Genomic DNA, 26,855 nt, shown 5'->3' on the forward strand with positions numbered 1-26,855 from the left:
TTAACCTGAACGTGTCGCCTGACCAGAATGCAGACTGAACAGGCGAAAGACCTCTAACGGGTCTTTGCCTTTTACCGCGACTTCGCCAAGGGAAATCACCGTCCCATGTAGCCCCGCCCGCATCTCAGCGGAAATAGAAACACTTGAGGCTTCACCAACGCCCGTCAAACGCGCGGCGGTATTCACCGTGTCCCCCCAAAGGTCGTAAAGGTGCTGCTGTTGACCGATAACACCCGCAATCACCGGGCCCATATGCAAACCGATCCGCACTTGCCAGCCATCGGTCAAGTCAGGGGCGGCACGTACCATTTTCAGGGCGCATTCTGCTGCGGATTGTCGGGCGTTCTTCAGAGGTTTCAACAAACCCGCGGTGCCCATGAACGCATCCCCGATGGTTTTGATCTTTTCCAATCCGGCTTCCTGGGTAATTTCTTCAAAGCCGTTGATCAGACTTTGCAGCCGTGACACCGCAAGCTCAGGCGGGTTTTGGTCACAAAACCGGGTAAAGTTCACCACGTCGGCAAACAAAACCACCACCTCTTCGTGGCGTTTCGGTTTAACCATTTTGGTCTCTTTCAGTTCAATAATCGCAGCCTCGGGCAAGGTCGCCCCAAGAAGCGCATCAACCCGGGACTTTTCTTTCTCGATTTGCAGCAGGTGTTTGGCGCGCTGGTTCGTCAGCCGTCTCTGCTGCAGGCAAGACCCGACCCGCGCCGCAAACAGCACCTTCTCAAAGTTTTTTGGCAGAAAATCCTGCGCCCCGAGTTCAATCGCGCGCACGATGCTTTCCATATCTTCAACAGCAGAAATGACGATGACCGGAATATCAATCAAAGCAGGGTCTTCGCGCATGGCCTGCAACACGCCAAACCCATCAAGGACCGGCATCTCAATGTCCAGCAAGACGAGGTCGATCTTATGCTGAAACAGCGCACCCAAAGCGTCGGCCCCGTTTTCAACGGCCATAGTCTGATGCCCAAGTGCTTCTGCTGCCATTTCCATCTTGCGTCGATTTATCTTACTATCATCGACAACAAGGACAGAGTGGCTTGGCGTGCTCAAGGGGTGGGCCTTACTGATAAACGAGACTTTTATTCGCGGTCAAAGTCCGACAAAACATTAAGTCTGTCAAACTTCTATCCTTCATGTGAAGGATGAAGACATTTCAACAATTTACGATAGTGCCAGCGGTGAAGAATGGAATGTTGCATCCTTGCGACAGCAGCTCGGCGGTGTGGTTTCACCAAGTGATTGGGGCACTTGAAACGCACGTGTGATAGTGCGCTACATAGTGCAGTTTGCTGCCCAGTAGCGCGCGGGTATTTGGAGAAGGTTTACCAATGGCAATTGATCATGACGCCTTGAAGAAGCTCTTGGACATCGTGGGTGGTGATCCGGAAGATCTTGCCGAATTTATTGAAGACTTCATCGAAATCGCCCCGAACCTCGTTGCAGAGATGCGAGACGGATCGTCCGCTGCTGATTGGGAAAAAGTACGTATCGCTGCCCACACGCTCAAATCGAACGCAAAGGATCTAGGCGCGCCTGATCTTTCTGAATTGAGTAAGGCCCTGGAAGATCAGTGCAAGACGGGAAATACGGCTGAAAGTGTCGTATTGATCGATCAAATCGCCGCCCAAACCACTGCCGCGACAGCAGGTCTCTCCGAAATCGACCCGGCAACACTTTGACGTGTCCGAACTGAGCCACCAAAAGTGACAACGTTGCCACCAAACCAGCTTGCCAAAGTTCTGATCATTGATGACAGCCTCATCAGCCGCAAGAAACTGCGCTCGGCTGTTAGACGCCTTGGCTATGAAACCGACCTCGCGGCGAGCGGTGAGCAGGGTTTGGCCGCGTTGCAAGACAGTGAATATGATGTTGTCCTGCTGGATATCGTTATGCCCGGGATGGACGGTTTTGACGTTTTGCGCGCGATGAAAGCCGATGCTGCGCTGCGCGACATTCCGGTTGTTGTGGTGTCCTCGCTCGAAGACGAGCGTGACAGCGTCGTGCAGGCGATTGAGCTGGGTGCCGAGGATTTCCTGCCCAAGGATTTTGATCCGGTGTTGCTGCGCGCGCGGCTGACGGCGTCGCTGACCAAAAAGCAGTACCGCGACCAGGAGAAAGAGTATTTGAGCCGGGTGGAACGCCTGACGGCAGCCGCGCAGAAAGTGGAAACCGGCCAGTTCAAACCCGAAAGCCTGCAGATCGAAGATCTACGGCAGCACAAGGATGCGTTGGGGCAGCTTGCCGCCGTGTTCACGGGCATGGCAGGGGAAATCTATCAGAGGGAATTGCGCCTGCGCAAAGCAATCCATGCGCTGCAGGGGATCATCCTTGTGATCACGGTTGGCATTCTTTGGGGTTCAACCCCTGCAATCTCGCGCCTGGCGGCCAATGCCGGAGCGTCACCGCTGGCGCTGGCGACCTGGGTAAACCTGTTTCTTGCCGGTAGCTATATCTCCATTGCCGCTGTCCGGGGGCAGTTCGCGACGTTCAAGCTAAAGTATCTGGGTTTCCTTGCCGTTTGGACCGTCATTGCCGCAATCCTGCAACGTGTCGTTCTGTTGTTTTTGGCGGGTCAGATCGAAGCAACACTGCTTGCCTTGGTCGCCACATTTCAGGGCTTTATCGTTTTTGTCTTCGCGTCCGTCACCAAGTTGGAGAAGGCGACGCCGAAACGACTGATCGGTCTGACCTTGGGCCTTGTTGGTGTGTTCGTCGTGCTCTTTGACAAATTGGATCTGACGGGAGTCGGCTCTGATTGGTGGTGGTTGCTGTTGTCGCTCAGCCTGCCGACACTCTACGCCGTTGAGTGGGTATTTGTTGCGGCCAAAAAACCGGCTGATCTGGATTTCCTGCCCGCCATCGGTGTCATGATGCTGATGTCGTCCTTCATCCTTGCCCCGTCCGCAATCTTGGTCGAGGGAAGCTTGCTCTTCAGCGACAGTTTTGGGGAGGTGGAAGTGGTGTCGCTTATCCTGTGTGTTGTGATCGCTTTCACAATGATCACCAGCTTCAAACTGGTTGATCTGGCAGGCCCTGTATTCGCCAGCCAAAGTGCTTATGCGATGACAATGGCGGGTATCGGTTGGGGTATGCTTTTGCTGGGCGAGACCCTGTCTTCGACAGCATGGATCGCTGTGGCGTTCATCTTGATTGGTCTGTTGTTGGTATCGCCTAAGCCGGACAACACAGAGATTGTGATCAAACGCTCGTTTACAGAATAGTCATTTTTAGCGGCGTGTATCGTGAACCCTGCGCTTCCTGTCTGGGGGCCAAACCCGGTTATTCACAACGGACTTGGCAAATCATGGGATTGGCCAAAATGACAGGGCAGGTTGTTTCAATTCTGACCAATCTGCAATGGTACGGCAACCGCTCGTCCTCAACAAAAAGCCCTTGTGACCTTTCGACTCTCCAGAGTCGCTGGCGCAACACTGCTTGACGACCAATGTGGGCCGTTTGGCACACGACGGCTCATCTCGTCCAAAGGATCATCGCTTTCTATATGACTTGAGTCCGAACGAAGAATGTGATCCGGGATATACAGAAATCGTCCGCCCAGCCGACTCTGTAGAGCCTCTAGAGGTCAAGAAACCCGACCGAAAGCGTCGGATGACCGCCTGAGCTCATTTCGACAGTTGCTGAACGTGGCACGCATGACGGTTTTGGGGCTGAAAGAAAAGGGCACAAACATGCCCTGTTGGCAATGCTGGGTTCAAGCAACTACCATTGTTGAATGACGGAAAGCCGGCAAAACTTCCGACAATACGGTAAGACAGCATCGCATGTTGTACTGCTTCACGGAGGGCCCGGTGGTGCTGGGGAGATCGAACCCCTTGCGCAGGAACTTGGCAAAAGAGGTCATGCCGTCTTGGAGCCTTTCCAGGCAGGTCGCTCGGTCAGCGCCCAAGTTGATGAACTCAAGTCCCAGATTGACGCCCTCTGTTCGCCTCCCGTCGTCGTCGTCGGATGGTCTTGGGGGGCATGGCTCGGATGTTTGTTTGCTGGGCGCTACAGGGATCTGGTGTCGAAACTCATCCTTGTTGGCAGTGGTCCCTTCGAAGCGCGTTTTGCCTCGGGTATCCGAACAACAAAGAACTCCCGTTTGACCCACGAACAAAGGTCTGAGCTCAAGGCGCTACGTACTCCGGACGGCGGGATCGCCGATGTTGCTCGATTCATTGAGCTGAGTGACGTTGCAGATACGTATTCACGGGATGCATCGCTATCACCCACTGTCGACTTCGACGCGGCAATACACGGGGCGGTATGGCCAGAAGCTGACGAGATGCGCCAAAGTGGTGCATTAGTGGATAAACTGTCGGCCATTAGATGCCCCGTTCTGGCAATTCATGGCGACTACGACCCTAGACCGTCGGAAGGTGTCCGACGTCCACTGAAAGCTTCACTTCCAGACGCACAATTTATCGAGCTTGAGCGCTGCGGACATAAGCCGTGGCAAGAAGTTCATGCAAAGAGAGAGTTCTACCGTCTACTGGAGAGCGCCATCGACTGAAGCGATGAGATGCCGCCATTGGCGTGACTGCAGTGAAAAATCGCTTTTGTCCGCACTTTATCAGTTCGCTGATTGCCTGAATTTGCAGTTGCAGCGAATGGCAGCAATGCGGGCTGCAACCGCAGCATCTGTCGACAGTGTTCAACGACCGCTTCTCTAATTGGGCTTATGGGTCAAGCTCGTTTTCCTTTTTTAAATTGGGGCGTTTGTCGCTCATCCGGGTCACGCTTCTCTTCGCAGTCTGGTTGATGTCGCGTGGGACATCGCTGCACGCATGTGTCGGATTGGCAGTGGAGAGCCTCGCTCTGGGACGCGCTTTTCGTTGCGCAGCAGCCATATTCGGCTTCATCCACGAACTTCGTCCAGTGAGGACGACCCCGTTCGGTTTTGGTGTTGGGCAGTTCAGATCATGCTGTGCCCTCCACCTTTTGCGGACGGAACTCGGTGCCATCTGCCCACATGCGGTGGAGCAGACCAGCCAGATTGCGCGCAACAGCGACGACAGCGCGATGTCTGCCTTTCGTCCGCATCAGGCGCATCCCCCAGGATTTGATTTGCGATCCTGCCATCGTGCGCATCAGCAGTGCATTGGCCGCGGCGTACAGGGTTGCGCGAACATCTCGATCGCCGGCTCTGGATATCCGTCCCGGATTGTCCTGCTCACCCGACTGGTATCGTCGTGGTGTCAGGCCAAAGTGCGCCGCGACAGTACGGGATATTTTGAAGCGCGCAGGATCATCAATGGCAGCTTTGAAAGTCAGCGCGGCTATCGGACCTACACCTGGCACTGTCATCATCCGCAAACAGGTGTTGTCACTCCGGGCCGCATGTTTGACTCGCCGATCCAGATCGAGGAACTGTCGATGTATCTCAAGCCGAGCATCCAGCAGCGGCAACATGGCGTGCGCTAAGACCTCGTCGACTTCGATCAGTGGACGCGCGAGATCGTCGAAGCTGCCATGCTGCACAGTCTTGGGCAGGCGCAGTCCAAAGATCTTCGGTAGGCCGCGAACCTCGTTCGCCAGATCGATTGTCTTGTTGAGTAAGGCTTTGCGGCAACTCAGCAGGGTGCGCGTGCCGTGCGCCTCACGGCTCTTCATGTGAACCGGGCTAAACCAACCAGTTCTCAGGATATGGGCAATGCCACGGGCATCGTTCTTGTCCGTCTTGTTCCGCATCGCGGATAGGGCGGCGCTGACCTGGAGCGCTTCCATGCAGACGACATCAAAGCCATTGCTCGTAAGCCCGTAGAACAAGTGCTGGCTCATCGTGCCAGCCTCAAACCCGATCCTCGCAATCGGGTCGGCGAAGCTCTTCAGACACTGCGCGATTTCATCGACGTCACAGGCCAGCTCACGTTCAAATGCAACGCTCCCTCTCGCATCCACAATGCACAGCGCACACGATCGCAGCGACACATCCAGTCCGGCAAAGTATTCCATCTTCAATCTCCCTTGTTCACAGATCTCCTGTGACCCTATCGGGAGCTCGACCTCAGTTCAGGGTCCGCCCAATTACGTATGCTTTGGGCCGTCAAAACGACGACAGATCCCCTTGATGATCCGGTTCTGCGCTGCCTCCGAGGTCGGCAGAGAGCCCAATTCGACCGATGCTGCGCTACGCACGAATGTCGGCTTTGCCAAAGCGGTCTCGATACTCTGTTGGCAGCACACCGAGCCTTCTTACGAAGCTTCGCCGCATCTTCTGTTCAGTCGTGAACCCTGACAGGTACGCGATCTCCTTAACCGGCTTCATGCTTCCCTCCAAATACGAACGCGCGAGCGCAAGACGACGTTCTTCGACAAATTGGGAGGGCGTCTTGCCAAACTCATGCATGAAGTCGCGATGCATTGTTCGTTCTGTTGTTCCGGCAAGTTCTGCCATCTTTTTCACGCCCCATGGCGCAGTCGGATCTTGTTCGATGTGACTGTATAGCTCTCCCAAGCGCTTGCTGGATGCCGCCTGCGCTTTGAGTGGTGCAGAGTATTGCGACTGCCCTCCTTGCCGCTTCATGAACACGACCATTTCACGGGCGACACCGAGCGCGACACGCCGCCCATGATCTGCTTCCACAAGTGAAAGAGCGAGATCAATGCCGGTCGTCACGCCAGCCGAGCAATGGAACTTGCCGTCATGTGTGAAAATCTCGTCCAGATGCCAATCCACCTGGGGAAATTCCTCAGCGGCGAGGTCAACACGTTCCCAATGTGTCGTAGCCTTTCTGTTGTCCAAAAGTCCGGCGGAAGCGGTCAGAAGACTACCTGAGCAAATCGAAACGAAGCGTCCCATATTCGGTTCGATCTTGTTTAGGAAACGTCGCAATGATGTGTCGCCCAATCGTTGATCGACTCCGGGGCCGCCGGGGACAATGAAGATATCTGCCCCAAGAACAGAGGCAAAAGAAGCCTGCGCACGCAGGGACAACCCGGTATCCGTCTGAACATCCATACCGTCTTCAGTCACGATGGAAATGTCATACGCCGTCGAAGCCAAAAACTTACTGGTGGATGCGAAAACTTGAGCGGGCCCAGCCACATCCATGAGAAGAACATCTTTGAAACCCAGGATAAGGACGGATTGAAGGCGCTTTGTCTGATTTTGAAGGTTTCCTATCATTTCCGACATCAGCCATGGCGCGTAGGCTTGTGTCAACCCAAAGCCGTAAAGCGAGAAAATCCCATGTCACGAACCTTTATCACGGACGTTCCCGGTGTCCCTTCATCGCCGTCCCCCATTTCCAACGCTGTGGTCGTGGACAACACGTGCCATGTCTCGGGCCAGCTGGCCGTATATGATGATGGTTATCAGGAGGGTAGCGCGCAAGAAGAGGCGGATCGCGCCTTTGATCTTGTGTTCAAGGTTGCGGAAGCTGCGGGCTTTAATTCCGACGAGATTGTCTATGTCGATATTGCGTTTGCCGACCTTGAACGCGACCTTCTGGAGGTGAATGCAGTCTGCCGGGCTCGGTTTTCGCAGTTCCCGGCTAGGACAATCTATCAGGCAGCAAAACTGCCCTTTGGCGCAAAGATCAAGATACAGGCAATCGCCATGAAAGAAGGTTCATGATGGCGAATGAGACTCTCTTTCCGAACAAGAGTATTGCTGTGTTCTGCGGTTCTGCGTCAGGGAACCACTATAATTATCAATCCGACGCCTTCGACACGGCCCACGCGCTAGCAAGTGCAGGTCACAGGATCGTATACGGTGGCGGACATGTGGGGCTTATGGGGGCATTGGCGAATGGGTGCATTGACGCTGGCGGACACATCACCGGTGTTATACCACGCGCGCTTGTTGATCGCGAAATCGCTCACAAGGGTCTGAGCGAGTTGCGGATCGTAGCGGACATGCATGAACGCAAGGCGGAAATGGCAGATCGCGCAGACGCATTCGTTGTTCTACCCGGCGGGAGCGGTACATTGGAGGAGTTCTTTGAGCAATGGACATGGGGTCAGATCGGCTACCACGAAAAGCCAATCGGCTTGCTGAACCTGAACGGCTACTTTGATCCACTCCTCGCCATGCTCGATCAAATGGTTCATTGCGGCTTCCTTTCAGAGCCTCATCGGGAAATGCTTTTTAATGGTTCAGATATCAGCTCACTTTTGAAGGATTTCGCTTGTTATAATCACCCTCCTGTCAAAGGTTACCAGAACGATAGTTAATGCTGGTCTTTCACGGGAACTTTAGGAATGACTACCTAAATTTCCTCGCCGAACCAGACTTTGGCGCAGCCGCAGCAAAAGCCCGTTTGTTCCGCGATTTGTGAGTTCAAGCGATGCCAATTTTTGCACTTACAGCGAAAGACCGCAAAGTGGGCTGCGAATGCAGCATCCAGGCCGGGTGCCCAATGTCGGGAATGGGCCGCTATTGGTGGGTGGCTTTTGCCAAGTCGATGAATGCCCGGAGTCACTCTGGCATATGCCGTTTGGTTAGGTAGTTGATTGTGTGCCGTGGTCGCGAGGGGACCGCACCATGAAGGACTTCGACCAGCTCGCCGCTTTCTAGCAGCGGCCTTGCCGCAAATGAATACATGTAGGCCAAGCCAAGGCCCGCCTGAGCATAGTCAAGCAATGTATTCAGATTATTCACCACGACCCGCCGTTTTGGCGTGACATTGTATGTCGATTGTCCATTATCTAAGATCCAAGGGGCCGGTTTATCGGGTGTCCCAATGGCAAAATACAAACCATCATGGTCCAGGAGCTCTTCCGCGGTCTTTGGCGTTCCACGCTTGGTAAGGTAGTCTGGCGAACCAACGATGGTCATGTCGAGGTCAGGCCCAATCGGGACAGCATGCGTGTCCATCTCCAGCATGTGTTCAAACCTGATCACGGCATCAACGCCGGATGTCACCAAATCCGCCATTTCATCGTCATAAGTAAGTTCGACTTTGGCGTCTGGATATTGCGCGCAGTATTCGCAGATCAGTTTATCCAAGAAGAATGGACCGCTGCTCTTTGGCGCGTTCAGGCGTAGGACACCGCTCACTGTTCCCTTGGCATCTTCCAGAGCACGGATTGCGCTTTCAAGATCGTTGATGGCCGGCCGACTTGCTTCGAACAGCTGCTGACCCAGTGCTGTTAATGAGATCTTTCGTGTGCTGCGGTCGAATAGCCGAACACCTAGACGATCTTCCAGCCGCTGAACCGCTTCACTGACGGATCCAGCCCCCAGCTTCAGCCGCTCTGCCGCTGCCCGAAACCCATTGGCGCGCGCAACTTCGACGAAGACGGACACATCACTCAATTCGTTCCGACGCATTGTTCAATATGCCGATCATTGTGTTTCGAAGTGTTCTATTTAGGCCATCAATAGTCTTTCGTAAGTCTCTTTTCAACACAAACGCTGAACCGGAGAGAGATCATGACAACCACATCATTCACCAAGACATCGACTACAGTCCGTGCGCGGATTGGCGCGGGTGTCAGCGCTGTCGCAATTGCCCTTGTACTTACAGCTGCAGTCGCTTCGGCCGACACCTCCCAAACCCGCTATGGCTATGAAGCAGTGAATGGGATCAGCACTTTCTATCGCGAGGCCGGTGATCCAGCGAACCCTGCCATTGTGATGCTGCACGGCTTTCCAAGTTCATCCCACCAGTACCGCAATCTGATCCGTGATCTGAGCGACACGTACTATGTCATTGCTCCGGACTATCCCGGTTTCGGATCAAGCGATGTGCCCTCGCCTGACAGCTTCAGCTATACCTTCGACGCGCTTGCCAATCATATCGATACGTTCATCGAGCAACGCGGCCTCACGGAATACTCATTGGTTATGCATGACTACGGTGCGCCTGTCGGTTTCCGGATTGCGGTTGATCATCCAGAGCGGGTCAGTGCGCTTCTTGTGCAGAACGGAAATGCCTACACCGAGGGCCTGAGCCCGATTGTGTCGGAGTCGCTTCAAACGCTCGGGCTGGACCGCTCGCCAGAGGTTGAAGCCCAGACAGTCGCAAGCCTCTTCACCCTCGGTGCGCTGCAATGGCAGTATACGCATGGCACCCGCAACCCCGAAGGCATCTTGCCGGACAACTGGCTGATGGATTTCGAACGCGTCGACCGGGACGGTATGGCGACGATTCAGCTGGATCTGTTGGCGGACTACCCAAGCAACGTTGCCCAGTATCCCGTCTGGCAGGCGTATATGCGCGAGCATCAGCCCCCCGTTCTTGTGACATGGGGTCAGAACGATGCATTCTTCTTGCCCGCCGGGGCGGAGGCCTATGCGCGAGACGTCACGGATATCGAGCTTCACCTTTTGAATACGGGCCACTTTCCGTTGGAGGAAGATGGCGCGTTCATTGCCGCCGAGATCATCGATTTCCTGGGCGAACGCGGCATTGAATAGAGCTTTGACTGGGCGGGTCGGGTAGTTCTACGCCCGTACAGATTGTTCGGTAATCCGATCAGCATGTGTAGAATGATCCGTCTTATCCGTACGCTCTCAGCCCACTACGTTCGCTTCATACGCATCAGAAACCCGAAAACGAACACACCAAACATCATCACATACGATCACAGGAGACGAGAAAATGACCGAACGTGAAGAGATCCAAGCCGCAATCGACGAATGGAATAACGGCCTCGACGAAGGCGATATCGAGCGCATGGTCGCCTCGTGCCACCCGGACGTCATGACGATCAACGAAGGCCAGCCAGTGACCATTGGCACGCAAGCGATCCGCGACAAATATAATCCCCGGATCGCCGCTGCGGAAATCACCTCCGGCTACGACATCGAAGACCTGCAATTCTATGGTGACACGGTCATCGTGTCTGGACGCTTCTACGGCACCATGAAAATGCGCGAGACAGGCGATATCAGAAGCCCAGAAGGCCGCCTGGTCCTTGGCTACAAGCGCGACGAGACAGGCGCTTGGAAGATGTTCCTCGACATGGACAACAACGGCCCGGCCTAGCCGTATTGCGGGTCGTGCCATACGCGGCGCGGCCTTGTTCCCACCTCAACCCGGAGCTCGGATATGACACCCTTGGAAATCGTCAATAAAGAGATCGTCGACCTGCACGATTTCTTCACCGAATGGTTCAACGGCACCGTTGAACGCGACCAACTTGAACTGCGTTTCTTGTCGCGGCTGCACAAAGACATCCAGTTCATTCCGCCGGAAGGGTTGGTGATGTCAGCAGACATTATCCGCGAAGGGTTTGCCCGCGGATATGGCACAAACCCCAACTTCCGTAGTCATATCCGCGACGTCGATATCCGCTACTTCCGTGGAGACCTTGTTCTCGCAACATACACGGAATGGCAGACCGGTGCGGCAATGTCAGCCGACGCCAACAACGCACGTCGCACCTCGGTTCTGGTCGAAATGACGGACCCGGTGACCTGGCTGCATATTCAAGAGACCTGGCTGCCCGAGAGTGAACAGAATGCAGGGTCATTCGACTTCTGAACCTTTCAACTTTCACACAATGATCAGGAGTTCATCATGACCCAACGGATTGCACACCAACCTCGCGAAATCGCGGACTACGTTAGCGCCGCTCTGCAAGCAGGAGACATGGATGGCGTTGTCGCCATGTTCCATCCGGATTGCCAGATCTTCTTCGCGCCAGACCAACCGCCCGAGGTTGGCCTCGAAGGCGTAGCGCGGGCTTTTGCCGATTTCATCACCCTCCGGCCAAAGGTCGAAAGCGCCGTCTTTTCTGAGGTCGTTATCGGCGACACGGCACTGCTACGCGCAAACTGGCGCGTGGTAGCCCCCGATGGAAGCGTCATGGCCGAAGGTCAGTCCACCGAAGTTGCCAAGCGGCTCGAGAACGGCGGCTGGGGGTATCTGATTGATTGCCCCAATGGCCCTCCGTCTCTGGTTTAGAACGAGGGAGCACCCCCATGACACAGCAAAACTTCCATAATGGCGAACTGCGTCTGCAGGACAAAACCGGGATGCGCGAAAGGATCGACGTCATGTCCCGGCACATGATGCGAGATTTCATGCCGGACGAGCATCGGACGTTCTTCAAGGACCTCGAATACATCTTTCTCGGCACTGTCGAAGGGGCGGGACTGCCGCACGCAACCATCCTGACCGGATCTGCCGGGTTTATAGACTCTCCCGATCCGCAGACCTTGACCATCCAAACAGGCGACAGGCGCGGCAAGGCTGCCTTGGGTGCGCTGAGGTTGGATGCACCGGTTGGCGTTCTAGGGCTCGATTTGTCCAACCGGCGCCGGAACCGGATGCACGGTCGGGTTGCAGCGATGGATGAGACCTCACTGACGATCAGGGTTGTCCAAAGCTACGGTAACTGTCCAAAATACATCAGTCTGCGCGACGTCGCTGCGAGGGGCGCGCCCGCCGAGTCGGGCGACGTGGTCACAAACACAGCGTTGGATGATGCTGCAAAGGACCTCGTTCAATCCGCCGATACCTTCTTTATCGCGTCTTACGTCAAGGATGGGTCAGCCGCGCCCTATGAAGGCGTTGATATCAGCCACCGTGGGGGTCAGCCGGGCTTTGTGACTGTGGACAGCCCGACGCAGATCACGATCCCCGACTACAAAGGAAACTACCTGTTCAACACGTTCGGCAACCTGCTTCTTAACCCCAGTGCCGGGTTGTTGTTTCTGGACTTCGAAACGGGTGCGCAACTGCACATCCAAGGCACAGCATCGATCATCGATGATGTCCAGAGCGTAGCGCAATTCCCCGGCGCACAACGCCTGCTCAGAGTTCAAGTAAACCATGTCAGCCGCGAACTTGGCGCGACGCCCTTACGCTGGCGCTTTGTCGAAACATCCCCCTTCAGCCCCAACGTGACCCGGAAAGGAAAGACCCAATGACCCTCAAGATACTCGCATATGGCTCAAATGGCGCTCAGATGGCTGGCGGAACACAAGCCTTGGCCGAAGCGGGCCACGACGTCACGGCCTTTACCCGATCCGAACAAGGGGCCGCGCGATGGAAAGCGGCAGGGGTAAAAACACTTACCGGAGACATGAACGACGAAGCGGCCCTGCGTTCCGCAAGCGAAAGGCAGGACGCGATCTTCCTGCATGTCCCGCTGATCACGGACCCGAATGCGGATCGCGCTGCCTTTGGCCTTAATGCCCTACAGGCCGCCAAAGCAGCAGGCGTGACGCGCGTTGTCTGGAACACCGGCGGGCCTATCATGGATCCTGCATCCACAACCGATCCCGCTGCCATCTTGTTGCGGGCGCTTCAAGAGGACGGCTTCAGCTTTCTTGGCCTGACACCAGTCACCTATATGGAAAACCTGGCTGGTCCCTGGACCGTATCGGGGCTTGCGGAAGGGCGCTTGTCTTACCCCACACCTGAATCCTTCAAGATGAGTTGGGTGGCCGCTGCTGATTTCGGGCGCGTGGCCGACAAAGCTTTGCAAGGACAACTGCCGAATGAGGTCATCGCACTTGGCGGCCCAGCAGCCCTTGATGGCACAGACCTTGCGCGGATTATGGGGGAAACGCTTGGGCTCGACCTGACCTTCGACACCATGCCGGCCTCAAATTTCGAGGCGCAGCTTGGCGCACTCGCTGGCCCGGAGGTCGCTGGCATGATTGGCGGGCTCTATGGCGGCATTCAGGCCAATCCCGATCAGTTCCAGCCGGGTTTCCTGACCGATGCTGGTGCCATCGAAAAACGTTTTGGTCTTGAGCTGACATCCCTTGCGGACTGGGTCTCCCAACACCGCGCCTTCTTCTCAAACTGAGGTTCCCAGATGAAACTGTACATCCACCCTGTCTCGGGTCATGCGCACCGCGTGACAGCCATGGCGGCACTCCTCGACATCGATCACGAAGCCATCGTGGTCGATCTTCAAAATGGTGCACAGAAACATCCGGACTATCTGAAACTCAACCCGATGGGCCAGGTACCGACACTTGTCGATGGTGACGTCGTTTTGCGGGAATCCACGGGCATCCTGACCTACTTGGCCATGAAGCATGATCCGGAACGAACATGGTTGCCGGCCGACCCGGCCTTGACTGCCAAAGTCCAGGAATGGCTGGCAACCAGTGTGAAGGAGGTGTTCGAAGGCCCATGTGGCGCGCGGATCTCGAAGTTCTTTGGCGCTCCAACCGACTTCGATCAGGCGGTCGACAAAACCCATGATGTCCTGAGGTCTCTCTTCGAGCCGCACCTTGCCACTCAAGACTGGCTTGTAGGCACCGGCCCAACCATCGCTGATGTCGCCAACTACGGATACATCTCGGCGACTGGAGAAACAGGCATTCCGCTTGATGACTACCCGAGTGTCCGGGCGTGGTTGACGCGGATTGAGGCCTTGGAACGCTTCCCAAGGATACCAACTGTTGCAGAGGTGATGAGTGGCGGAAATTAGGACACAGACAGGACGAGCAGAAAGTCACAGGCCGATGTGAGTATCTGCTTCGCTCGCGTTTGGTAAATTCAGCGAATTCAAAGACTTGCGAGCACAGCGAATGCCGGCAATGTGGGCTGTAATCGCAGCATTGAAACAGCACCCCGAATGTCTCTTATGGGCCGCAAATCACCAGAGCAATCTCTGGACGACCAACCATTGCTTTCGTTCGATGAATACGCCGTCGATCGATGCTCGATATAGTCGTGTTTGCTAAGTATGACGTTGCCTTGGGGCGGTTGTCGATGAATTTCAAACGGGGTACTCCGCTTGATATGAAAAGCTCTATTGTCCAGAAACTCTTGTCTCTCGTGACCGTGATCAGCGAAGCGCGCACGCCGTTGACGTTTTCCGAACTGGTCGCGCAAACGGGGCTGAACAAGAGCACCTTGCACCGTCTGCTCAGCATCGCGGCTGATGAACAACTGGTGCAACATGTCAAAGGGTCCAAGGTCTATCTGCTCGGCCCCAAGGTGTTCGACCTCGTGCGCAATGCCTATGCGGGATACGACATTCAGGCGGTTGCACTGGATGAGATGATGCGTCTGCATGGTCTGTTTGAGGGCAATGTGACCCTTGGGGTGCCCAATGGAACCGACGTCGTGTACCTGCGCCTGATCGAGGCCAAGGGCTCACTGGGCGGGATACAGCGCCCGGGCATGCGTGAACCGGTGCACTGCTCCGCTTCCGGTAAAGCGCTGATGGCGTACCTGCCGCCCGCCGTGCGTGACGCGATGCTGAGCGATCATGTTTTTGAGCGGTTTACCGAGCGGACCATCACCGATGCCGACACCTTTTGCGCGGTTCTGGACGGCGTGCGTGCGCAGGGGTTTGCGACGAACGACCGGGAAGAATACGATCACTTCCTCGGTATTTCGGCGCCAATTTTCAACTATGTAGGCGACCCAATTGCGGTGTTGAACATCTGGACGGTACACACCCGTCACAGCATTGATGACATCGTGCAGTGGTCCGGCGAACTGGTCGCATCGGCCCGGAACGTCACCAAGATGATCGGCGGAAAGCCCCCCGACTAGCAGACGGCACAGATCACGAAGTGCTTCTTTATATAGCGCTCGACTGTCCAAGTAGTGCGCAGCCCTGCCTCCATCACAAAGGCGTCGCCCGCCGCAACCTTATGGGTCTCGCCGGCGCCAGTGGTGATCGTCGCACCGCCCTCCAGCACATGGCAGAATTCGGTGATGCCGTCGTAATCCGCGGTGAACGCACCTGCGGTGCAATCCCATATTCCCGATTTGATCGTGTCGCCGTGGCCTGCATACTTCAGCTCGGAGTGTTGAACGGGATCACCGGACACCACGGCATTGCCGGTGTCTTTTTTGACGCGCGGAACAGGGGTGTCGCGAAAGAGCGTGAATGACATGGGCGTGGTCCTTTGCTGCCGTCAGCCGCGGTTGAAGATAGTGTCGATCTTGTCCCGCAGGGTCATGGCGGGGGCGGCCAGCGGGATCAGCCTGCGCGAGGCCCAGTGCATCGGCAGGGATTGCACCGGGCTGACGGCAAAGGGCAACGTGTCATCGCCAGCGCCTGACGCCTTCTTGACCAATGTGCGCGCCATCACGGATGTCATGGCAATGCCGCGCCCGCTGAACCCCAGCCCGGCAAGCACACCGGGTGCGGGTTCGTGCAGGTGTGGCATCATCTCTGGCGTTACGGCGATGCGCCCGGCCCACGTTGCCTCGATTTCGACGTCGCGGAGTTGGGGAAAGACGATGCCCAACCCCTCCCGCAACCGGGCGATTCCGCCGAAGTCTGCTGAATTGTCCGTGCTGCCCACACATCCAAAGATCAGGCGATGATCACGGTCATAACGGGAATAGTAGATGGCACGGCGCGTGTCGGCAATGGTCACGCCGCCCGGCAAAACACTGGCCTGTTGTGCAGGCGACAACGGCGCAGTTGCAAGCGATACGCTGACAAGTGGAAAAAATGTCTGGCGTAGTTTCGGCCACAGATCGTCGGAATAGGCGTTGGTGGTCAGGATGACTTGCGGTGCGGTGGCAGTTCCGCTCGCCGTTGTCACGGACCACACACCGTCCGTGTGGGTCATCCCCAGAACGGGGCTGTTTTCATAAAGGGTTGCGCCACGTGCCATCGCTGCATGGGCAAAGCCGCGCGTTAGGGACAGCGGGTGCACGTGCCCGCCTTTGGCGTGGAACAACGAGAAATTATACGCCGTCGAGCCGCTGCTGCGGGCCGTTTGTGCCTTGTCCTGAAAGCGGATGTCGGCACCTGCATCGGACCATGCGGTGCCCAACCGTTCAAGGCTGCGTTGAGCGCTGCGGCAATGTGCGGCCTGCACCCAGCCGTTTTGTGCCGGGTCGCAAGCGACACCGTAGTGGTCGATATCTGCAAACAGCGCGTCCGCGGACCCGAGGGTCGTTTCGACCAAACGGCCAGCCAGTGCCTCGCCCAATCGGCCAGCGAGGTCGTCGGGGGTCGCACGCCAGATGGGATTGCACTGCCCGCCGCTGCGCCCGGATGCGCCAAAGCCGATCTGCTTACCTTCCAGCAAAACCACTCGCGCGCCGTTTTCGGCAAGTCCAAGTGCGGTGCGTGTTCCGGTCAGACCGCCTCCAACCACCACAACATCCGCCGTCACGTGCGCCGTCAGCGTTTCGCAGACCGGCGCGGGACCAGCCGTGCGACACCAATGAATCTGATCGCCTTTGTGGTTCGAGTTTTGCCCTGATGCCATTGCTGCGCCACGCTCCAATCGAGGAAAAGGTCCGCACTGCGCCCCAACACAATGTGCCGTTGCAGTCGGCCTTCAAAGAAAAGGTTTGACGGATTGGGTGCAAGCTTTTTATTCTCAATATGCAAAATAAAAGTTTTGTAATGCAAAACAGTGACCGCGCAAAGCGACACGCCAACGGGAGTAAGCATATGAAAAATACAACCAGCATTCTGGCCGCTGTGGCCATGGCCATGGCCGCCCAGGCTGCACTGGCAGATGGGCACGAGGAACTGACAGTGGCCTATTTCCTTGAATGGCCCATGCCGATGATGTCGGCCAAGGCGTCCGGCGCATATGATGAGGCTTTGGGAATGAAGGTGAACTGGGTCTCCTTCGACACCGGCACCGCGATGAGCGCGGCAATGGCATCGGGCGACGTACAGATCGCGGTAAGCCAAGGGGTGCCACCCTTCGTTGTCGCAACATCCGGAGGTCAGGACCTGCAGGTTGTGGACGTGGCTGTCAGCTATTCCGACAATGACAACTGCGTGGTCAGCACCGGGCTTGAGATCGACAAGGACAACGCCGGCGAGCTGGCAGGCAAGAAAGTGGCTGTGCCACTGGGCACAGCGGCGCATTATGGCTTCCTGCGCCAGATGGATCACTTCGGCATCCCGCTCGACAGTCTTCAGGTGCTCGACATGGCCCCCGACCAAGGGGCGGCTGCCCTCAGCCAGGGTGCTGTTGATTTTGCCTGTGGCTACGGCGGCGGGTTGAGCCGGATGAAAGAGCACGGCAACGTTCTGCTGACTGGTGACGAAAAAGAGGCACTGGGCATCCTGGTGTTCGACGTGACCTCGGCGCCTGCCAGCTTTATTGCCGAAAACGGTGACGTTATGGCCAAGTTCCTCAAAGTGACGGCCGATGCGAACAAGGCATGGTACGCCGACCCCAGCGATGAAAACCTGGCCGTGATCGCGGAACAGGCGGGCATGGATCTGGATGCTGCCAAGGCTGCCATCGCCACGATGAAATTCCCTAGTGTCGAAGATCAGTTGTCCGAGACATGGCTGGGCGGCAATGCGGCGACCTTCATGAAAGGTGTGGCGGATGTGTTCGTGACTGCAGGCTCCATCGACAGCGCACTTGGCAGCTATGAGAACGCGGTCAACACCGGCCCGCTGCAAGCGGCAAGCGAGATGTAGTCTGACCTCAGACACGTGCGCTCCGGTCATGCCGGGGCGCACAGGCAAACGAGTTATTGGCTGCTTCCGTGGCTGATCGCCTTGACCGGGCCCTGATCGGGTCCGGTTCTTTTAATGGAAGGGGTGCGCAAAAGATGACGAAGACTCAGAACCTAGACGCGGTCACGGCTGATGCTATCCCCGCAGGAACGTCGCCCGAGTGGCATTATCATCCACACTTGCCCATCAAAATGTCTCCAGTCTTTGACACTCCGCCCAAGCCGAAAGCGGCTTTGACTTGGCTAGCGAGCACTTGGCTCAAGCGGACCCCGCCGGTCAATCACCTGATCTTTGCGATCATCGCTTATCTTACCTTTTGGCCCAGCCTCGAGGCCGTCCGAACTGCTCCGATTGCATCAGCGGCCCAGATGCTGGCCGTCAATTTCGGCGCTGTTCTTTTGTTGGCGGGCAGCCTGCACGCATATCTCTATATTTTTGCCGGTCAGGATGCGCGACTGAAATTCGATGTTCGCCCGATGGAGAAAAGCAAGCGCTTCACCTTTGGCAATCAGGTCTGGGACAACATGTTCTGGACCCTTGCATCAGGTGTTCCAATCTGGACGGCATGGATGGTTCTATATTTCAGCGCCGCCGCCCAAGGCTGGGTGCCGACGCTGGACGGCATCACGTCCGCCCCTTTCTGGTTCGTGGTGTTTTTCTTTGTCATCCGCTTTTGGCAGTCGTTTCACTTCTACTGGATCCACCGGCTGATCCACATTCCTTGGCTGTTCAAGACGGTGCACCACCTGCATCACCGCAACATCAACGTCGGCCCATGGTCCGGTCTTGCCATGCACCCCGTTGAACATGTCCTCTACTATTCCGGCATCCTCATCCATTTCGTTCTGCCATCGCACCCGATCCATGTGCTGTTTCACCTCTTTGCCCTGAACCTGGGGGCAGTGTTTTCGCATGCAGGCTTTGATAAGGTTCTTGTAAGGGACAAGGAGGCAGTGAAGGCGGGATCGTTTCATCACCAACTTCACCACCGTTACTTTGAGTGCAATTACGGTTCCGAAGAGGTTCCGCTGGACCGATGGTTTGGCAGCTTCCACGACGGCACCCAAGCGGCAACACAACACATTCGTGCACGTAAAAAGGCTATGTTTGCACGCAAATCACCACGCAACTAATCGGTGCATTCTGTGGTCTTCATCTGATGGCTGGCTTTGGTTTTCTAACTGGTTTCAATATGGTGTACGCGGGAAATGCGAATGCGCTTCACTCCTTTCAAATGATGAAGCTGTTGCACAGTCTCTTTCGCTTGTTACGAAGCGGGTGTTTGAGACGTATGCGGTACGATCACTCACTGTGATGGTTTCGTAATTGTGCAGTTCCTCAAGCATTTCTTCCTCGGCACCGCGGCCGTAGCGGATTTTTAGTTCTGAAACTGCGTTTGGTGGGCTACGCACCATGGTCAGCTTTCGGGATTTGCCAACACAGAGTTCACGTATTTGTCTATGTCGCCCGCGAGGACGTCACCAGGGAAACCAGCACGTGCCCGGAAAACCATGCCTTGCCGTAGGTCGAACATCAGCTTGGCACGATCAGCGCTTGGGAAGTTCTGCGGCAGTTTGCCGATCATGACTTCATGATCGAAGCGCGCTTTGATGCGTTCGTCGGTTGACGTGATGGCATCTCGAAGCAATTCGGCGGTGCCATCTACGTGCCCCGCGCTTGTCGCGACACAAGAGACGAGAAAGCATCCCTTTGCCCCACTGGCATGGTGCGTTGAGTAGTCAATCACAGCCTCAAAGAAAGCGCGAACAGCCTGGTGAATATCAGGCACGGTTTCCAGTGCGACCAAAGGTGTGCAGGCATCATTGGTTGCGTAGCTGTTGATCGCTTCGAGGTAGAGGCCGTGCTTGTCGCCAAACTCTGCGTAAAGGCTGGGGCTGTTGATCCCCATCTCATCTGTCAGCAGCTTCATCGATGCGCCTTCGTACCCCTGCTTCCAGAACACGCCGATCGCCTTGGTGAGGGCTTCATCCCGATCGAAGGTTTTGGGCCGCCCAACTTTTTTGTGACGTTCATTACAAAATCCTTGACGTTTCGTTTTGACGTATTTTATAACGTTCATCACAAAACACAAGGATGAGAAAATGTCATCACAAAAAACACCTGCTGGATCACAGTTTCCAGCAATCAAAGTACCAAAACTGGGCGGGGGAGAACTCACGCTCGGTGCTCCGCAAGGCGGCCATGATTGGCAAATGGTAGTGGTTTATCGCGGCAAGCATTGCCCGATGTGCACAACCTACTTGAAAGAGCTGGAAGTCCTGCTGCCAGAGTTTCGTGCTCTTGGAGTAGATGTCGTTGCGGTCTCCGCCGATCCTTTAACCAAGGCGACCGACCAGATCGCACTGGTGCAGCCAAGCTACCATGTGGGTTATGATCTTAGCCTGGATCAAATGCATGAAATGGGGCTTTATGTGTCCGATCCTCGGTCTGCGGAAGAAAATGACCGACCCTTTGCCGAACCTGGTATCTTCGTCGTGAATGCTGATGGGCAGGTGCAAGTCACCGATATCTCCAACGCTCCGTTCGCCAGGCCAGACCTGAAAACCCTGCTTGGTGGTTTGCGCTTTATCCGCAATCCCGAGAACAACTATCCAATTCGGGGTGCTCGCGCCGCTTAAGGCTCACCCCTCTTCTGACCACCCAAAATCAATACACTAAACTGAAAGGACAAGCTCATGCGCTTGACATCCGCCCTTTCCACTATTGCCCTCGTTGCCTCTCTGGCGCTGCCTGCCATTGCTGAAACACAGACACAATCGCAAGCCCGTGAAAGCCTGATCGCCTTCAATGATCGTTTCAATGAATTTGCCGCAACCCATGACGCGGCCGGGCTCATTGCGCTCTACGACGAAGATGCCTTCTGGATCGCGCCGGCGACCCGACCGGCACAAGGCCGTGACGGTGTTCCGCGTCAGACCATCACATTCATGAGCGAAAACAAAGGTGAGCTGTCCCACACGATTGAAGATCTGTTCATCTCTGATGATGGCACGCAGGCGGTCATGAAAGGCGTGACCCGCGCCTCCGTCGAAAGCCAGGGCTTCCAGCTTGAAGGATCATATGTCTACGTCCTCGAGCGTGAGAGCGAAGACCATGAATGGCAGATCGTGCTGGATATGTTCAGTAACTACGCGACTGAATGATCCTCGGCTCAAAACCTCCCGAAAATACCCAATCTCAAAAGGACAATTTCAATGGCTATGACCGAAAATCACGCGAACGCAACCGCCGTCAAAGAGACACTGGACGGGCTGATCCATGGCGTCTCAGGGCATTCCTTCGATGTGCTGGACAACCTCTATCACCGGAACATGCAGACTTATCTTCTGCTGAACGATGGCACGTTGATGCGCAACGACAAACCCGGGTTCATGGAGTTCATCAAACACAACATGGGCGCGCTGAAAGATGACAACCCTTGGGTGCAATACCATCTGATCGAGGCCGATGACACGCATGGGCACATCGTTGTCAGCCGCAAGAACGACGCGACCGGGCGCTATCAGCTCATCTCACTCAGCATCGACTTCGTTCTTGAGGATGGCCGCTGGCAGATCACGCGCGAGATCATCATGACGCGGAACGACGCGACAGACGCGTAAATGCATCGCTGCAATGCGACGCACGACATCGCATTGCGGCACCTGCAACGCTCAGAGGAACACATCATGAAAACCTATAATTCTATCTCCCGCCTCAATCATTGGGTCTTTGCACTTCTGTTTCTTGGCATGTTGGGCTTTGGGTTCTACCTCGCGTACGGTAGCGTGGAGCTTCCGCAGAAATTGTCGCTGATCGGAACGCACAAAGCCATCGGTGTCATCGTCCTGGCTCTCGCCCTTTGGCGCGGCGGGTATCGTGTTTTCCAAGGGTTTGCTGAGCCAGTCGCTGACATGCCCAAAGCCCAAAAGCTTGCCTCCAAGATCAGCCATATCGTTTTGCTGGCTGGGATCACCGTGATGCCGGTATCCGGTCTGATGATGGCGCTCTATTCCGGATTTCCTACGGACGTCTTTGGCCTCGTCACGATACCGGCCATTGACAAAGTGGACAGCATCGCAGGCGCTGCACGCAGCATCCACAAAATCGCGGCCTATCTGGTTACGATAACACTTGGAATGCACATTGCAGCGGCACTCAAGCACCACCTGATTGATCGCGACAGAACACTGGTTCGTATGATCAGGGGATAACTGTCCCACTCAAACTCATAAACTGAAGCGGCCATTCAACTTCGGTTGTGTTATGGCCGCTTTGTCCGCAATGTGTGAGTCCCACAGAGCCAGGAGTTCGCTCTTGTAGCGAATGACCGCAAAGCGGGCTGCGTCGGCAGCATCTTGACAGCTAGGAGAAGGCAGGAATGGGCCGTTCATGTTGCCACCTGTAGCCCCAAGTTGGCTGATGCTGCGCTGCATCCGAGGTCTGCAGTGAGCCCCAATTCGACTGATGCTGCGCTGTGCACGAAGGTCATGAAAGCCTTGATAGGCAGACGTTAGACGAGGTGAGAAGTACTCCCAACGTTAAATGGAGAAACTTCTGTAAATGCTAACTTAAGTCGGGTTTCATCGGCACCATTGCGGGGTTCCACACCTTGGACCTTTGCTAAGGGTCGTCCCAGAAATCTGTTGGAAAATCATGCAAAAGTTCCGCTGCCTTGTCTTCAATCCAGTCCTGCCGATCGTCATTTGACCACGTTGCACTGTCGGGCTCTTCGTGAATGATGCGCTTTGCCTTTTTGATGGCCTGACGATAGAGTACGTCGTCAATGCGCGCGTCTGGCACGATGGCGTAGACAAAGCGCGCCCCCATTGCCGCCGCCAGTTTTTGCATCTGACCAATCGATACTCCTCCGTCCAATTCGCTGCGCTCTGCCTGATAAACTGCGTTGCGCGAGACGCCTTTACGTTTGGCGACCTGTTCTGCAGACATGCCCAAAGCTTGGCGGATAGAGGCGATCCATCCCTTTTCAGGGCGTTCAACATCCCCGATCTGCCGCGCAGACGCATCGATCATTCGGGCAAGACGGCGTCTCTTTAAAAAGTCGGGCATCTCATTCCTCGTGATGGGAGTGGGAACATTGGCGCATACGCAGAAACATGTATCTATTTCGGTATAAATCAAGAAATATGCATATATACACCTAACATACATGTAAAATTATATTATGTATAGTTTGAAAGGACTCTTATGCTTGAAACTATAATGATACCTGAAGCAATTGTTTTTGCTGTTTGTCTTGCTGTGGTTGCGGGGCTGTTTGTGCTTGAAATCCTCACGGCGCTGCTTGGTGGATCGATTTTGGGTGTTGGCAGTGATGCGCCTGATGTTGATCTGGACCTTGATGCGGATTTCGACTTCTCGGTTGAGGCGCCGGAGGGCGTTGATCTGGGGGTCGACGATGCGATCCCCGAGATTGATACCGGCGATGCTGGCACACCGGGTATCTTTACCTGGATCGGGGCACGGGATGTGCCTTTCCTGATCTGGCTTGTGTCGTTCTTGACGATGTTCGGATTGTTCGGCCTGATCATTCAATCGATCTGTGTGGGAATTTTTGGCGCACCGCTTCCTATCCTGCCAGCCTGTGCAGTCGCATTTGTGCCTGCACTTGGCGTGACCCGTGTGATCGCAAACTGGGTCGCGCTGATCATGCCCAAGACAGAAACTACAGCGATGCGAGCCCGGCATCTGGGTGGATGTCATGGAATCGTCACCCAAGGCACCGCCTCACGCGGGAGGCCCGCCGAGGTCAAGATCAAAGACCGCCACGGCAACATCCACTACATGCGCGTCGAGCCGCTGTATGACGAAGAAATTTTTGAACAAGGCAGCGATGTCACGCTGATCCGCAAACGAGGCGACAAGTTCTACGTGATCTGATGCGCCGCAACAGAATACGACAACGAAAATGGAGATCTACATGCAATTCACCCCAATCCTGACAATCGCAGCAATCATCATCGGTCTACTAATCTTTATCGGTTTGATCATGGCCCGCCTTTACAAACGTGCAACGCGCGAGACTTCTTTGGTCAAAACCGGGTCTGGCGGTCGCAAGGTGATCATGGATGGCGGCACAATTGTCGTGCCCTTCCTGCACGAGATCTCAAAGGTCAACATGAAGACGCTGCGCTTGGAAGTGGCCCGGGTGAATGAGCAATCGCTGATCACAAAGGACCGGATGCGTGTGGATGTTGGGGTCGAGTTCTATGTCTCCGTGAATGCGACCGAAGACGGCATCTCACGTGCTGCCCAGACGCTAGGAGACCGGACCTTCCATGTTGAGCAGCTTCGCGAGATGATTGAGGGTAAGCTGGTTGATGGTTTGCGTGCAGTGGCCGCGCAGATGACAATGGACGAACTGCATGAAAATCGCGCCAGCTTTGTGCAGGAGGTACAGAATGCGATTTCTGAAGATCTTTTGAAGAACGGGTTGGAGTTGGAGGCCGTATCGCTAACCGCTCTTGATCAGACACCATTTGAATCACTGGACGAAAACAATGCCTTTAACGCGGTTGGGATGCAAAAGCTGGCCGCTGTAATCGCGACCTCGCGCAAGCAGCGGGCCGAGATTACTGCAGAGGCTGACGTTTCTGTTGCCCAGTCCGAGATGGAAGCCGAGAAGCGCAAATATCAGATTGAGCGCGAGCAAAAGCAGGCTGAGATCAAGCAGATCGAAGAGATTCAAACACTGCAAGCCGAGCAAGAGGCGCAGATTGCCCGCAATCAGGAAGCCTCCGACCGAGCCAAGGACGAGGCGCGCATTGAGCGCGAGAAGGCTGTGCGTGCTGCCGAGATTGAGCGTGAGCGCACCATCCGTGAGGCTGAGATCGCCAAAGAGCGGGAGTTGGAAGTCGCCGATCAGGAGCGACAGATCATCGTGGCCCGCAAGTCAGAGGAGGAAAGTCAGGCGCGTGCCTCCGCTGACAGTGCCCGCGCTGAAGCCAAGAAAGCCTCTGAAGCGATTGAAACTGCCAGGGCGGTTGCTGAGGCCGAACGTGTGAAACAGATCGCTCTGATTGAAGCTCAGAAGGAGGCGGAACGTCAGGCCACAGCGATCCGTCTTGCGGCTCAGGCTGAAAAAGAAGCTGCCAGCGACCGCGCTGCTGCTAAACTGGAAGAGGCGCAGGCGGATGCAAACGCGATCACCGTGCGGGCGGACGCGAAGAAGACGGACTTGCTCGCGACTGCTGAGGGTCAAACCGCGATAGCGAACTCTGAGAACGAGTTGAGTGCCGAGATCATTGCGATGAAGGTGCGTTTGGCGCAACTAGAGGCGATGCCTGCGATCATCGCGCAAATGGTGAAGCCCGCTGAGAAGATCGACTCAATTAAGATCCATCAGGTGACCGGCATGGGCGGTGCCGCTGGCGGTGATACCCCTTCCAATGGTGGAACACCGGTGAACCAAGCGCTCGACTCCGTTCTTGGTATGGCGCTGCAGATGCCTGCGATGCAGGCTTTGGGCAAGGAGCTTGGGATAAGCTTGGAAAACGGGCTGTCCGGGGTCGCGAATGATGTGTTGGATGTACCCGACGGATCGACCGAGCAGATCTCCACATCTGACGTTGCAGCAGAAAACCAACATTCTGGCTGACGTAAATCGCGGGTTGCCAGGTAAGTGTCCTCATCTTGAACAAGTGCCCGAAATATGATGGCCGGTTTTGATTGAAACCGGCCATTTAACTTTCTGCCATGGAGGACCGGTTTGTCCCGCGTTGCCGACCTTGGGCGCGACTGACTTGGAGCAGCTGCAGCGAATGGCCGGTCTGGTGAAGTTGCAATGCAGCGTTTGAAGCCTGGATGAAGGTCCGTCTTGTGCCGTCCTCATTGGTGTAAGACGGCTGGTTCTGCAGGATGCTGCGGTTGCTCCGATGGCGGTAGAGAACCCAAAGTGTCGAACGCTGCGCTATGCATGAATGTCTATTTCGACGCCCATTCGAGACGAAATGGACTTAATAATAAACTATGGAGTTCGGCTACATATGATAAGTCAATCGAAACCCGGACCTTCGATCTGCGCCCTGGCTATTCAACTTCGAACTGAGTGAAGTATGCGCACAGAGTCTTGGTGCCTGTGTTCTCCGCTGTGTTCAGCGGCAGGTCATAGATGTCGAGCAAGAGCTGCTCGATGTACTTTGCTTTGCGGTTCTCGCACGGGAAAAACGTGAAGTAGATGAGCATCTCTTCTGCAGTGTTTTTTGTTTTCCAGTGATGCCGCAGCCGCTTGCCTGCATCACCTTTGCCGACATACAGGCCCTTTATGTGAAACAGCTCATGTTCGGGGCAGTAGTCGTTCTTGTGCCAAAGGATGTAGACGCCTTCTTTCTCGGCGAATGTCACACCGTCCAGCCCGCTGTCATCCATGGATTTGTCTGTGTACCAGTGGATTCCAGCGTGGGTGACATCGTAGAGCTTGAACTCAAAATTCGTTTCCACTGCTATGGATTTGTCGAAGGTTCCTGCGTTGCCCCCGCAAAAGCATCCACATTTAT

Annotated in this window: 30 protein-coding genes; 21 read left to right on the forward strand and 9 right to left on the reverse strand. The window is 55.5% G+C overall.

Going from position 1 to position 26,855, the window contains the following annotated elements:
• Nucleotides 1–1,062: an adenylate/guanylate cyclase domain-containing protein gene (locus ACMHLQ_RS16270; RefSeq protein WP_415401741.1), complete on the reverse strand. Its 1,062-nt coding sequence runs from the start codon at nucleotides 1,060–1,062 to the stop codon at nucleotides 1–3.
• 278 nt (nucleotides 1,063–1,340) lie between these two features.
• On the opposite strand from ACMHLQ_RS16270, the gene ACMHLQ_RS16275 reads away from it, so the two are divergent.
• The 3 genes from ACMHLQ_RS16275 (at nucleotide 1,341) to ACMHLQ_RS16285 (ending at nucleotide 4,525) form a co-directional block, all read left to right on the forward strand.
• Entirely contained in the window at nucleotides 1,341–1,691 is a 351-nt protein-coding gene (locus ACMHLQ_RS16275) for an Hpt domain-containing protein (protein WP_415401742.1), read from the forward strand.
• A 24-nt stretch (nucleotides 1,692–1,715) separates the two neighbouring features.
• The gene (locus ACMHLQ_RS16280; RefSeq protein ID WP_415401743.1) at nucleotides 1,716–3,233 is read left to right on the forward strand and encodes a response regulator; all 1,518 of its coding nucleotides are present in this window, start codon (nucleotides 1,716–1,718) and stop codon (nucleotides 3,231–3,233) included.
• Nucleotides 3,234–3,745: 512 nt separating this feature from the next.
• Entirely contained in the window at nucleotides 3,746–4,525 is a 780-nt protein-coding gene (locus tag ACMHLQ_RS16285) for an alpha/beta fold hydrolase (RefSeq protein ID WP_415401744.1), read from the forward strand.
• A gap of 407 nt (nucleotides 4,526–4,932) precedes the next feature.
• On the opposite strand, the gene ACMHLQ_RS16290 is transcribed toward ACMHLQ_RS16285, so the two are convergent.
• Together ACMHLQ_RS16290 and ACMHLQ_RS16295 are read right to left on the reverse strand one after the other, a co-directional pair.
• Nucleotides 4,933–5,967, reverse strand: a complete 1,035-nt coding sequence (locus ACMHLQ_RS16290) for an IS110 family transposase (RefSeq protein WP_415401745.1) — start codon at nucleotides 5,965–5,967, stop codon at nucleotides 4,933–4,935.
• A gap of 175 nt (nucleotides 5,968–6,142) precedes the next feature.
• Nucleotides 6,143–7,150 carry a GlxA family transcriptional regulator gene (locus tag ACMHLQ_RS16295; protein WP_415401746.1) on the reverse strand — a complete coding sequence of 336 codons (1,008 nt, stop codon included), beginning with the start codon at nucleotides 7,148–7,150 and terminating at the stop codon, nucleotides 6,143–6,145.
• A 54-nt stretch (nucleotides 7,151–7,204) separates the two neighbouring features.
• Here ACMHLQ_RS16295 and ACMHLQ_RS16300 point away from each other — a divergent pair, with 54 nt between their 5' ends.
• Both ACMHLQ_RS16300 and ACMHLQ_RS16305 read left to right on the forward strand, forming a co-directional pair.
• Nucleotides 7,205–7,591, forward strand: coding sequence for a RidA family protein (locus ACMHLQ_RS16300; protein ID WP_415401747.1), 387 nt, complete (start codon nucleotides 7,205–7,207; stop codon nucleotides 7,589–7,591).
• The gene (locus ACMHLQ_RS16305) at nucleotides 7,588–8,190 is read left to right on the forward strand and encodes a TIGR00730 family Rossman fold protein (RefSeq protein ID WP_415401748.1); all 603 of its coding nucleotides are present in this window, start codon (nucleotides 7,588–7,590) and stop codon (nucleotides 8,188–8,190) included. Before ACMHLQ_RS16300 ends, ACMHLQ_RS16305 begins: the two co-directional genes overlap by 4 nt.
• A 244-nt stretch (nucleotides 8,191–8,434) precedes the next feature.
• Here ACMHLQ_RS16305 and ACMHLQ_RS16310 read toward each other — a convergent pair whose 3' ends face one another.
• A complete protein-coding gene (locus tag ACMHLQ_RS16310) occupies nucleotides 8,435–9,289 on the reverse strand; it encodes a LysR substrate-binding domain-containing protein (RefSeq protein ID WP_415401749.1) in 855 nt (284 codons plus the stop codon).
• 102 nt (nucleotides 9,290–9,391) lie between these two features.
• Here ACMHLQ_RS16310 and ACMHLQ_RS16315 point away from each other — a divergent pair, with 102 nt between their 5' ends.
• The 8 genes from ACMHLQ_RS16315 to ACMHLQ_RS16350 all read left to right on the forward strand — a co-directional run bounded on the left by ACMHLQ_RS16315 (nucleotide 9,392) and on the right by ACMHLQ_RS16350 (nucleotide 15,434).
• On the forward strand, nucleotides 9,392–10,378 hold the full coding sequence (locus ACMHLQ_RS16315; protein ID WP_415401750.1) for an alpha/beta fold hydrolase: 987 nt from the start codon (nucleotides 9,392–9,394) through the stop codon (nucleotides 10,376–10,378).
• Between the two features lie 184 nt (nucleotides 10,379–10,562).
• Nucleotides 10,563–10,949 (forward strand): YybH family protein, encoded by a 387-nt coding sequence (locus ACMHLQ_RS16320; RefSeq protein WP_415401751.1) that lies wholly within the window; start codon nucleotides 10,563–10,565, stop codon nucleotides 10,947–10,949.
• A gap of 63 nt (nucleotides 10,950–11,012) precedes the next feature.
• Nucleotides 11,013–11,447, forward strand: coding sequence for a hypothetical protein (locus ACMHLQ_RS16325; protein WP_415401752.1), 435 nt, complete (start codon nucleotides 11,013–11,015; stop codon nucleotides 11,445–11,447).
• 36 nt (nucleotides 11,448–11,483) lie between these two features.
• A complete protein-coding gene (locus ACMHLQ_RS16330; RefSeq protein WP_415401753.1) occupies nucleotides 11,484–11,870 on the forward strand; it encodes a YybH family protein in 387 nt (128 codons plus the stop codon).
• A 17-nt stretch (nucleotides 11,871–11,887) separates the two neighbouring features.
• On the forward strand, nucleotides 11,888–12,838 hold the full coding sequence (locus tag ACMHLQ_RS16335; protein ID WP_415401754.1) for a pyridoxamine 5'-phosphate oxidase family protein: 951 nt from the start codon (nucleotides 11,888–11,890) through the stop codon (nucleotides 12,836–12,838).
• Nucleotides 12,835–13,725 (forward strand): NmrA family NAD(P)-binding protein, encoded by an 891-nt coding sequence (locus ACMHLQ_RS16340; RefSeq protein ID WP_415401755.1) that lies wholly within the window; start codon nucleotides 12,835–12,837, stop codon nucleotides 13,723–13,725. The genes ACMHLQ_RS16335 and ACMHLQ_RS16340 overlap by 4 nt, the downstream gene beginning before the upstream one ends.
• 9 nt (nucleotides 13,726–13,734) lie before the next feature.
• The gene (locus ACMHLQ_RS16345; RefSeq protein WP_415401756.1) at nucleotides 13,735–14,358 is read left to right on the forward strand and encodes a glutathione S-transferase family protein; all 624 of its coding nucleotides are present in this window, start codon (nucleotides 13,735–13,737) and stop codon (nucleotides 14,356–14,358) included.
• 350 nt (nucleotides 14,359–14,708) lie between these two features.
• Complete coding sequence (locus ACMHLQ_RS16350; RefSeq protein ID WP_415401757.1) at nucleotides 14,709–15,434, forward strand: IclR family transcriptional regulator; 726 nt, start codon at nucleotides 14,709–14,711, stop codon at nucleotides 15,432–15,434.
• Here ACMHLQ_RS16350 and ACMHLQ_RS16355 read toward each other — a convergent pair.
• Both ACMHLQ_RS16355 and ACMHLQ_RS16360 read right to left on the reverse strand, forming a co-directional pair.
• A complete protein-coding gene (locus ACMHLQ_RS16355) occupies nucleotides 15,431–15,781 on the reverse strand; it encodes a cupin domain-containing protein (RefSeq protein WP_415401758.1) in 351 nt (116 codons plus the stop codon). The two genes, ACMHLQ_RS16350 and ACMHLQ_RS16355, sit on opposite strands and share 4 nt — an antisense overlap.
• 21 nt (nucleotides 15,782–15,802) lie before the next feature.
• On the reverse strand, nucleotides 15,803–17,020 hold the full coding sequence (locus ACMHLQ_RS16360; protein ID WP_415401759.1) for an NAD(P)/FAD-dependent oxidoreductase: 1,218 nt from the start codon (nucleotides 17,018–17,020) through the stop codon (nucleotides 15,803–15,805).
• 284 nt (nucleotides 17,021–17,304) lie between these two features.
• On the opposite strand from ACMHLQ_RS16360, the gene ACMHLQ_RS16365 reads away from it, so the two are divergent.
• Nucleotides 17,305–18,300 carry an ABC transporter substrate-binding protein gene (locus tag ACMHLQ_RS16365; RefSeq protein ID WP_415401760.1) on the forward strand — a complete coding sequence of 332 codons (996 nt, stop codon included), beginning with the start codon at nucleotides 17,305–17,307 and terminating at the stop codon, nucleotides 18,298–18,300.
• A gap of 134 nt (nucleotides 18,301–18,434) precedes the next feature.
• On the forward strand, nucleotides 18,435–19,472 hold the full coding sequence (locus ACMHLQ_RS16370) for a sterol desaturase family protein (protein ID WP_415401761.1): 1,038 nt from the start codon (nucleotides 18,435–18,437) through the stop codon (nucleotides 19,470–19,472).
• A 284-nt stretch (nucleotides 19,473–19,756) separates the two neighbouring features.
• On the opposite strand, the gene ACMHLQ_RS16375 is transcribed toward ACMHLQ_RS16370, so the two are convergent.
• A complete protein-coding gene (locus ACMHLQ_RS16375) occupies nucleotides 19,757–20,419 on the reverse strand; it encodes a TetR/AcrR family transcriptional regulator (RefSeq protein WP_415401762.1) in 663 nt (220 codons plus the stop codon).
• Nucleotides 20,420–20,441: 22 nt separating this feature from the next.
• On the opposite strand from ACMHLQ_RS16375, the gene ACMHLQ_RS16380 reads away from it, so the two are divergent.
• The 4 genes from ACMHLQ_RS16380 (at nucleotide 20,442) to ACMHLQ_RS16395 (ending at nucleotide 22,553) form a co-directional block, all read left to right on the forward strand.
• On the forward strand, nucleotides 20,442–20,978 hold the full coding sequence (locus ACMHLQ_RS16380) for a redoxin domain-containing protein (RefSeq protein ID WP_415401763.1): 537 nt from the start codon (nucleotides 20,442–20,444) through the stop codon (nucleotides 20,976–20,978).
• A gap of 57 nt (nucleotides 20,979–21,035) precedes the next feature.
• Nucleotides 21,036–21,503: a YybH family protein gene (locus ACMHLQ_RS16385; RefSeq protein WP_415401764.1), complete on the forward strand. Its 468-nt coding sequence runs from the start codon at nucleotides 21,036–21,038 to the stop codon at nucleotides 21,501–21,503.
• Nucleotides 21,504–21,554: 51 nt separating this feature from the next.
• Nucleotides 21,555–21,962 (forward strand): hypothetical protein, encoded by a 408-nt coding sequence (locus ACMHLQ_RS16390; protein ID WP_415401765.1) that lies wholly within the window; start codon nucleotides 21,555–21,557, stop codon nucleotides 21,960–21,962.
• A 66-nt stretch (nucleotides 21,963–22,028) separates the two neighbouring features.
• Nucleotides 22,029–22,553: a cytochrome b gene (locus ACMHLQ_RS16395; protein WP_415401766.1), complete on the forward strand. Its 525-nt coding sequence runs from the start codon at nucleotides 22,029–22,031 to the stop codon at nucleotides 22,551–22,553.
• Between the two features lie 409 nt (nucleotides 22,554–22,962).
• On the opposite strand, the gene ACMHLQ_RS16400 is transcribed toward ACMHLQ_RS16395, so the two are convergent.
• Nucleotides 22,963–23,373 carry a helix-turn-helix domain-containing protein gene (locus ACMHLQ_RS16400; RefSeq protein WP_415401767.1) on the reverse strand — a complete coding sequence of 137 codons (411 nt, stop codon included), beginning with the start codon at nucleotides 23,371–23,373 and terminating at the stop codon, nucleotides 22,963–22,965.
• A gap of 189 nt (nucleotides 23,374–23,562) precedes the next feature.
• Here ACMHLQ_RS16400 and ACMHLQ_RS16405 point away from each other — a divergent pair, with 189 nt between their 5' ends.
• Together ACMHLQ_RS16405 and ACMHLQ_RS16410 are read left to right on the forward strand one after the other, a co-directional pair.
• Nucleotides 23,563–24,240: a YqiJ family protein gene (locus ACMHLQ_RS16405; protein WP_415401768.1), complete on the forward strand. Its 678-nt coding sequence runs from the start codon at nucleotides 23,563–23,565 to the stop codon at nucleotides 24,238–24,240.
• 40 nt (nucleotides 24,241–24,280) lie between these two features.
• A complete protein-coding gene (locus ACMHLQ_RS16410; protein WP_415405298.1) occupies nucleotides 24,281–25,957 on the forward strand; it encodes a flotillin family protein in 1,677 nt (558 codons plus the stop codon).
• A gap of 431 nt (nucleotides 25,958–26,388) precedes the next feature.
• Here ACMHLQ_RS16410 and ACMHLQ_RS16415 read toward each other — a convergent pair whose 3' ends face one another.
• Entirely contained in the window at nucleotides 26,389–26,799 is a 411-nt protein-coding gene (locus ACMHLQ_RS16415; RefSeq protein WP_415401769.1) for a hypothetical protein, read from the reverse strand.
• Nucleotides 26,800–26,855 lie beyond the last annotated feature (56 nt).

This window comes from Tateyamaria algicola (assembly GCF_047715485.1).
In the GTDB taxonomy this organism is placed as follows: Bacteria; Pseudomonadota; Alphaproteobacteria; order Rhodobacterales; family Rhodobacteraceae; genus Tateyamaria.